The organism is Dapis purpurea BLCC-M126 (assembly GCF_050015975.1).
Lineage (GTDB): Bacteria > Cyanobacteriota > Cyanobacteriia > Cyanobacteriales > Microcoleaceae > Trichodesmium.
This window is the reverse complement of sequence record NZ_JBNHER010000268.1, coordinates 20,764-29,591: the sequence shown is the minus strand read 5'-3', so window position 1 is coordinate 29,591 and position 8,828 is coordinate 20,764. Positions and strand designations below refer to the sequence as shown.

Sequence of the window (8,828 nt, the reverse complement as noted above, 5' to 3'; positions counted from 1 at the left end):
AGTAAGGAGTAAGGAGTCAGTATCATTGTGGTTTATTAATATGAAAACCGCTGTATAATAAAGTATATGGTTTGTAGTAGGGCTTCAGCCCTAACTGTAGATGGGGCTAAAGCCCTACTACGAGCTTTAATTACAATAACTATTTAACCGAACATGATATAAAATCTTCTTCCTTACCCTGACCTTACAATAGCGATCCTACCGGACATGATATTAAAAGTTGTGTAAGTCCCAATAGGCTCAAAACTTTGACGCGCTCAGTAATTTCAGGAAATTATTTCACATTTAAGTATAAGATAAGTAGTGTAGCCTAAGTTGATGAAATTGGTATTAATTACTAATTACAACTTGAGGTGCTAATAATAAATTTTCTTCGGATTTGATTAACTGTCCAATACCTAGAAATTCACCTTCTAGATTGTATACTCGGAAATGATGATCAGTTTTGTCAGCTTCTATTTCCCATCTTTGTTGATAGGGTAAACGTTGACCTTGACACCATCTTTTTGCGTCTTCAGGAACCAAAAAGATCCCTGGTAAATGTGCCAATGCTATTTCCATAGATAAAAGACTAAATTTATTTTCCTGTAGCTGACTTTCCACTTCTGCAAATGTGAGACTATTTTCCCCAGAAAATCCACTACTTTCTGTCCGGGTTAAAGCAGCTAAAGTTCCACCAGTATTTAAAATTGCACCTATATCTCGGGCGATCGCTCGAATATAAGTACCAGTACCACAAGCGATCGCTAAATCTACTTCCGGAAAATCTCCACTTCGCCAGTCAAGAATTTCTATATTAAACACTTCAACAATGCGAGTAGGAACATCAACTATTTTTCCCTGACGCGCTAAATCATAAAGTCGTTTTCCTTTTACCTGTATTGCACTATAACTTGGTGGCACTTGTTCAATTTTACCTAAGAAATTTGGCAGCACTGCTTCAACATCAGACAACATTAATTCTGGTACTGGTGCAGATTGAACAATTTCTCCTTCCAAATCATCAGTAGTAGTGATCATACCAAATCTGACTGTACCACGATAAGCTTTTTCTGAACGTAGAAATTGTAATAACCTGGTTGCCTTTCCCACCGCAATAGGTAAAACACCAGTAGCAGCAGGATCGAGAGTTCCTCCATGTCCAACACGTTTGAGACGTAGCAACTTTCGTACCTTTGCTACACAGTCATGGGAAGTCATACCGGATGGTTTGTTAAGATTGAGAAATCCTTGCATTATATTGTTATTTCACACCTAATCTTTTTTTATCATGTTGCCTCAGATAATTGTGAAGTCAAGGTCATCTTCATCGACTATACCAAGAACTATTGCCAGAAAATCTTCTTCGTCATCTCTCAACCTAATTACTACCCCACTTTCCCCACTTTCCCCACCTACTAAGGTTGTCTCAAATTGCAGGTCACCACGACTCAAACCATCAATTAATCCAATTTCATCGTCTTCATCAGGATTATAATCAGTAATAATATCTGCTTCTGATGCACTGAGACCACCTGTGTTTTCAGAAATAATGAATAAATCTTCCCCTGTTCCTCCTGTTAAAGTATCAGAGTCGCGATCGCCTGCTAGAGTATCATCACCTTCACCTCCATCTAAGCAATCATCACCTTTGCCTCCGTATAGACAATCATCACCTAAACTTCCAAAAAGACAGTCATTACCTCTATTGCCAAAAAGTGTGTCATCATCATCACCTCCATCTAGAAAATCATTATCTCTACCACCCCACAATGTATCTTCACCATCATCCCCTAACAAAGAATCCTGTTGTTGATTACCAAGCAGGGAATCATCACCAGTTCCTCCTAAAAGTGTATCATTGTCCTGATTGCCAAAAATTATATCTCCTCCACCTCTACCTTCTACAGAATCTCGACCTGCCAATGCCTCAATTGAATCTGCTTCTCCTGAAGCAATAGTCTCATCGTCATCTTCTGTCAGGACAATTATATTGAATGAACTTGGAGAACTTCCATTTCCATCGGGACTTGTCCCATTACCACCCATACTACCTCCATTTTCATTCTCTGGAGGTGGCCTGAACATCTCAACTGTAGTACCATTAAAAAGACCATCTTCTGTTGCAGTGACCATAAAACTTTTCTCAATAACTTGTTTGTCTGATTATATTAGTATTTACATATTTTTAATTATATTTGTTGGGTGAGTAATATAGAACCTATTTTAGAGCGATCTAATTACTATTAATAAGTCTTTTATGGCAGTTTTAGCTTGATATAGACTACTATCTCTCAAGGAATCTTAGGCATGATTGGGAGAATATTTCTTCAATCAAAGTTTGAGAAAAAAGTATTTTCACACCAGCTCATAGCTTTTGAAACCTGACTCTTAAGTTATACTTTTATGAAAAATAAATATCAGTTTTGAAATTAAAATCAGCCTTCAAATTCAATTTTCCTGTCTTGCCAAATTCACCTCTAATTATTACTTATGAGTTCTGATTTTGACTAAAAAACTCAAGACACAAATATTAAACGGCTTTTGTATGTATATGTCCCACAAATAAAACTACAATAGACAAAGAGTATCAAGTCTGATTAATTTCAATGTCCACAATCTAATGAATTCAGGTAGTACAGAAGTACGCATTAAGTTTAAAATATTGGTATATAGTGAAAACCTATTTTAGTAAACTTTTGCCTTTTGGCTTTTGTTTTTTGCCTAACCAAAAAAAGTTGGGTCTCATGTCTCCTCTTTTAAGGGAATAAAAAATAATATTCTGTATTGCAAGTCTCATTATTGCAGGAGGTTCTGTTTCCCTTCGCGACATGAATGCGTAGCATTCGCAAAAAAAGCTGCTCTTTAGGAGGCTAACTAATAACTGAAATGACCCGTAGCAATAATATCTTCTTATTTTGACAAGTATCTTGGCGAAGCTATAAATTTTTGTTAATTTTAAACTAAGCAGACATATAGAAAAGTCAAACTAAAAAAATAATTTGTTCATATTTAGACTTGCAATTAAACTGATTATAAAAGCAAGTTCTGATAAATTGATAAATTAACGGCTAACTGCTACAGCTCAAGCTATCAGAGTAACACTTATATACTGGAGTGCAAAGAAATAGTAATGTTTAATCCAACAGAAATCTTAATAGATACTTTTGTCAAAGAGCTACAAGCAGGATACCATCGTACTTATGGTGGTTTTAAACCAGATTATCCAGAAATTATTGCCTGGGCAGGAAATATGGCTCTGGAAAATATCGGTAATTGTGATGCATTATATCACAATGTTGAGCACACAATGTTAGTGACTCTTGTCGGACAAGAAATTTTGCGGGGTAAGCACATTCGTGAAGGTGGAGTCTCTCCTGAAGATTGGTTACACTATATTATTTCTTTATTGTGTCACGATATTGGCTATACGAAGGGAGTCTGTCGAGAAGACCAAGAATTATTAGGTCGATATGCTACAGGAATAGATGGTGGGATGGTTTCTTTGCCATATGGTGCTACTGCAGCCAGCTTAACACCTTATCATGTTGACCGGGGTAAATTAGTAATAGATGAACGTTTTGGTGGTCATCGATTAATTGACGCAGATCAAATTAAACGTAATATTGAATTAACTCGTTTTCCTGTTCCAGAAGCAGAAACTCATCAAGATAGAAATAATTTTTCTGGATTATCAAGGGCAGCAGATTTAATTGGTCAATTAAGTGACCCGAATTATTTGCTCAAAATTAGTGCTTTATTTTATGAATTTGAAGAAGTTGGCACGAATAAAGTTTTAGGTTATAAATCTCCTGGCGATCTCCGGCGCAGTTACGCGAAATTTTACTGGAATGGAGTTTATCCTTATATTCCTGCAGCTCTTAATTATTTGGAATTAACTCAAAGTGGAAAACAAATTATTGCTAATCTCTATGCAAATGTCTTTCAGGTAGAACATGAACCTAAGAAAAGAGTTAATGGTACAAAATCAAGAAATGGTGATGATAAAAGTCGCAATAATGGAGATGTGGAAGTCAAAATACCAATTATAGAAAAGAAATTTAGTGAGTTTTTAGATTTGAATTTATAATTTATAGAGAATGGGGAATAGGAAGTTTAATTAGTTATTAGTTATCAGTATCGACTCCTGAAGCTGGATGAGTGAAATACTGAATCAAAAATTTTTTTATCCCCTTGAAAAGCAGGAAATAGGGAATAGGGAGTTTAAAAGGAAGAATAAATAAGGAAAGTACATGAGTCTATGGATCGATAACTTATAAGTTTTGGTCTTATATGAACCGTATTGCTCTAAATTTGAGGGAAGGAAAGAATAAATCGTGGCAAAACTAACACCAGAAGTTGAGCAATACACTCAACAATTAAGGGAAAAACTTCAAGAAGCTGGTTATGCTTACTATGTTCTTGATAACCCAATTATGGAAGATGCTGTTTACGATCGCCTACTCCGAGAATTACAGGAATTAGAAACCCAATATCCTCAATTAATTGTTCTAGATAGTCCTACTCAAAGAGTGGGAGAAAAACCAGCAACTAAGTTTGTATCAATTAAACATAATATTCCCCTTTATAGTCTGGAAAATGCTTTTAATATTGAGGAATTAAAAAGCTGGCAAGAACGTTGTAAAAATCAAAAATCAAAAATCAAAAATCAAAAATACAATCCTAGTCAAACTAAAAATTTAGAAGTTGAAAGTGAAGGTAAAAGTCAAAAATATGACTCTATTGATGAGTTAGCTCCATTTCCTCCTGTTAATTCTTTAGGTCAAGTAATTACTGACTCTTATTCTGATGAAATAGACCTAACAATTTTGGATTATGTTTGTGAATTAAAAATTGATGGTTCTGCTTTAGCTTTAACTTATGAAAATGGTTTATTAGTACGAGGAGCTACTCGTGGTGATGGAATTATGGGGGAAGATATTACTCAGAATGTCAAGACAATTAATAGTATTCCCTTAAAACTGAAAGTTGATAATCCACCTTCAAGAGTAGAAGTTCGGGGTGAAGCTTTTTTATCAATAAATGTATTTGAAAATATCAACGCTGAAAGAGAAAAAATTGGAGAGACTATATTTGCAAATCCTCGTAATGCAGCAGCAGGTACTTTAAGACAATTAGACTCAAAAATAGTCGCTCAACGCCGATTAGATTTTTTTGCTTATACACTTTATTTAGATTTAGAAGAAAATAAATCAGAATTTTCTCAATTTTTTACCCAGTGGGAATATTTAGATTTACTCCAAAAATTAGGTTTCAAAGTTAATCCTAACCGTCAACTTTGTTCCTCTTTAGATGAAGTTGAAGCATATTATCAATACTGGGATAAGGAACGAAAAAATCTACCTTATTTAACTGATGGAGTAGTGGTTAAACTTAATTCTTTACCATTACAAAAAAAATTGGGGTTTACTCAAAAATTCCCTCGCTGGGCGATCGCTCTCAAATACCCTGCCGAAGAAATTCCTACTATTGTCCAAGCAGTTACAGTCCAAGTAGGCCGTACTGGGGCGCTGACCCCCGTGGCCGAATTAAAACCAGTCCAGTTGGCAGGCACAACCGTACAAAGGGCATCCCTACATAATAGCGATCGCCTAGAAGAACTGGACTTACATATTGGGGACACAGTGATAGTCCGCAAGGCAGGAGAAATTATTCCAGAAGTGGTCAGAGTTTTAACAGAATTACGGCCCAAAAAAGCCGAAAGATTTCAAATGCCCACTCACTGTCCAGAATGTAGTCAACCTGTGATTAAACCTAGAGATGAGGCAGTAACTCGATGTATTAATACTTCATGTCCCGCTATTCTGCGAGGTTCGTTGGCACATTGGGCATCTAGGGGCGCTCTGGACATTAATGGTTTGGGGGAAAAGTTGGTGCAGCAAATGGTTAATAGTGATTTAGTTAAGTCTGTAGCAGATTTGTATAATTTGACTGTGGAAGATTTGACTTCGTTGGAACGGATGGGGGAAAAGTCGGCGAGTAAGTTGGTGGAGGCGATCGCTAATTCTAAGGCTCAACCCTGGGGGCGGGTGCTTTATGGTTTGGGTATTCGTCATGTGGGTAGTGTGAATGCAGAGTTATTGACTCAGAAATTTCCGACTGTGGCACAGTTAGGGCAAGCAAAGGCAACTGACATTGAAGCATTGTATGGTATTGGTCCAGAAATTGCCCAATCTGTGGAACAGTGGTTCCGGGTACCAGCAAATCAGAATTTGGTAGCACGTCTGGAAACTGCTGGAGTGAGGATGGAGACGAAAGAATCTACAACTGATGTCGTAAAAGTTCAAAGTAGTTTGTTAAGAGGGAAAATTTTTGTATTGACGGGAACTTTACCAATGTTGAAGCGAGATGAGGCGAAAAATTTGATTCAAAATGCTGGTGGGAAAGTGACAAGTTCGGTAAGCTCTAAGACTGATTTTGTTGTGGTGGGAGAAGATGCAGGTTCTAAGTTAGAAAAGGCAGAAAAGTTGGGGGTGAAACAGTTGAGTGAGGCGGAGTTATTGGAGATGTTGTCAGAGAATTAGGATTGAACCAAGTGCGGAAATATCATTGATGAATAATGGATAGTGGATAATGAAAAATATCTCTGTAATTAGGATTTGCTGAAAAAGTTTCTTGGTTGAGGCAGGAAGTAGTTAGGAGTTAGGAGTTAGGAGAAAGAGGAATTATAGAAGAGATAGTCGGATATATTTTTCCCTTTATTTCTATTCTTGTCTGCCTAAAATACTAACTTTTTGAACGTCAAGAGCTGAAAACCTGGCACTTTTTTATTTCGATTATAAAACGGCTCAAACCTTTATATGTAAATCTTTTTATCTTTAGATCGGTAAGCTCTAATTATCAATTATTAATTATCTATTTGTAATTAAAGTTTCCTGAAAAAATCCTTCTTAAGGAATAGGTTTGTTCTTCAACCTTTATTGAATATTAACAAATTGCAGATCCTTAATTATTGTAAATTGTTCTTCGCTGGATAAACCACGTTCTAGCCTATTCTTGTGTGGTCGATAGGCTAATTGGGAGGATATTACTTGAATATTTTCTGTTAAACAGTCATCTCTTACAAAAAAGGCGTTAACTCCATTTGAATCACAACCAATTAAACTATATCCTTTCTCTTTACCTAATATTTCAAAGGCTTTTATTGATGCACCACAGTAAAATCCACTTGAGTGTTTCTCATGTCGATTAAAATTAGGATCGTAGAGAGTAGATAAAGATAATTCTTGTCCTAAACTAGCATTATATTCAATAATAACTATCCGTGGAGATAAAAATTTTATTGCCTCCCAAAACCAGTAATCATTGCCATCAACATCAATAGATAATAAATCAATTTCTTCAGGAAGACCACTTTGAGTAATTGTAGTTTCTAAATTATTTAGATTAAGGAACTTGCTAATAGCTACCACATTTGTAATACCAAATAACTTTGCTACTTGCTTAAAATATTTTACCGATAATTCATTTCCATCTATAAAAACACCACCGAACCCTTCTTTTAATATTAGTCTTAGACTATTACTTTGAGTGACACCAAAGCCAAACTCTAGAAACAATTTTGAGCCAAATCCAATTTCCGAAAACAAATATCGTATTATCCCATCTTCTCCATTTTGAGAAAATAAAGAATATTCGTACTTTTCAATGCCTTGCTTATTAACCAATTCAGGTAAAGGCCATTCGGAAGGATCATTCTTTTTCCAAATATTGTACATCTTAGAAGATATGGTAAAATCTTTTGAAAGTAATTTATTATTTACAAATTTTAATCGAAAATTTAGGAATTAAAAAATTAATAAATGTCTGAAAATAGAGTCACTGATCGACAGAGAAATATTATTATTGAAGGTACTAAACTACATTTTCAACTCCAAGGAGAAGGTTTTCCTATTCTCTGTCTCCACGGACATCCAGGTTCAGCTCAATGTATGTCAGTCTTTACTGACTCTCTATGCCGAAACTTTCAAACTATTGCTCCAGACTTAAGAGGGTACGGCAAAAGTTCTACGAAAACTAACTTTGAGATGACTCAACATTTAATAGACTTAGAAAAACTTCTAGAACAACTTCAAATTTCTAGATACTTAATATTAGGATGGTCTTTAGGTGGAATTATTGCCATGGAATTAGCTCTGAGAAACCCGGAGCAAGTCGCAGGTTTAATTTTAATCGCGACAGCAGCAAGACCTCGAAGTAATCACCCACCAATAACTTGGCAAGATAATCTTTATACTGGTTTAGCAGGGATAATAAATTGGTTTTTGCCTGGTTGGCAATGGAATATTAATACTTTTGGCAAGCGATCGCTATTTAGATATCTTATCCCACGCCATACCCCTGCTACCTATCAATACCTAGCAAAAGAAGCAGTTCCCGCTTATTTGCAAACTTCTAGAATAGCCACTAGAGCCTTGAACCAAGCTTTAAGAGGTGGTTATAATAGATTGGCCGACATACCTCAGATTCAATCTCCTTCCTTAGTATTAGCAGGAGTAAGAGATCGCCATATTACCTCTGAGTCAAGTCAAGAAACTGCTCTTCACCTCAAAAATGCTGCTTGGCAATGCTACCCTAATACTGCCCATTTGTTTCCTTGGGAAATTCCCAACCAAGTGCTAACAGATATTAAAAATTGGATAGAGCATCACCAAACATATTTTAGACTTCCTAATGATAAATAGATTTGATTAATCACAAGGGAGATCACGGTAATTCTCTCAGTCTCGTGTATAGAAACTCTCTTTTCCAAAGACCGATCAAGGTCTAAACTTCCACAAACAGAAACAATAAGACAACCGCAGCAAGTGTATCTAAAATTCTGATAC

The 8,828-nt window shown here is 35.8% G+C and carries 6 protein-coding genes; 3 read left to right on the top strand and 3 right to left on the bottom strand.

The window, feature by feature from the left end:
- Positions 1-330: 330 nt before the first annotated feature.
- Entirely contained in the window at positions 331-1,236 is a 906-nt protein-coding gene (truB, locus tag ACP6PL_RS24655; protein WP_426547969.1) for a tRNA pseudouridine(55) synthase TruB, read from the bottom strand.
- 42 nt (positions 1,237-1,278) lie between these two features.
- Positions 1,279-2,115 (bottom strand): calcium-binding protein, encoded by an 837-nt coding sequence (locus ACP6PL_RS24650; RefSeq protein WP_426547968.1) that lies wholly within the window; start codon positions 2,113-2,115, stop codon positions 1,279-1,281.
- Between the two features lie 997 nt (positions 2,116-3,112).
- Between ACP6PL_RS24650 and ACP6PL_RS24645 the strand changes: the two genes are divergently transcribed.
- Together ACP6PL_RS24645 and ligA are read left to right on the top strand one after the other, a co-directional pair.
- Positions 3,113-4,069: an Npun_R2479 family HD domain-containing metalloprotein gene (locus tag ACP6PL_RS24645; RefSeq protein WP_426547967.1), complete on the top strand. Its 957-nt coding sequence runs from the start codon at positions 3,113-3,115 to the stop codon at positions 4,067-4,069.
- A gap of 247 nt (positions 4,070-4,316) precedes the next feature.
- The gene (gene ligA, locus ACP6PL_RS24640; RefSeq protein WP_426547966.1) at positions 4,317-6,524 is read left to right on the top strand and encodes an NAD-dependent DNA ligase LigA; all 2,208 of its coding nucleotides are present in this window, start codon (positions 4,317-4,319) and stop codon (positions 6,522-6,524) included.
- A gap of 393 nt (positions 6,525-6,917) precedes the next feature.
- Here the strand turns inward: ligA and ACP6PL_RS24635 are convergent, their stop codons facing one another.
- Positions 6,918-7,718 carry a hypothetical protein gene (locus ACP6PL_RS24635; RefSeq protein WP_426547965.1) on the bottom strand — a complete coding sequence of 267 codons (801 nt, stop codon included), beginning with the start codon at positions 7,716-7,718 and terminating at the stop codon, positions 6,918-6,920.
- An 84-nt stretch (positions 7,719-7,802) separates the two neighbouring features.
- On the opposite strand from ACP6PL_RS24635, the gene ACP6PL_RS24630 reads away from it, so the two are divergent.
- Positions 7,803-8,684 carry an alpha/beta fold hydrolase gene (locus ACP6PL_RS24630; protein ID WP_426547964.1) on the top strand — a complete coding sequence of 294 codons (882 nt, stop codon included), beginning with the start codon at positions 7,803-7,805 and terminating at the stop codon, positions 8,682-8,684.
- Positions 8,685-8,828: the final 144 nt, after the last annotated feature.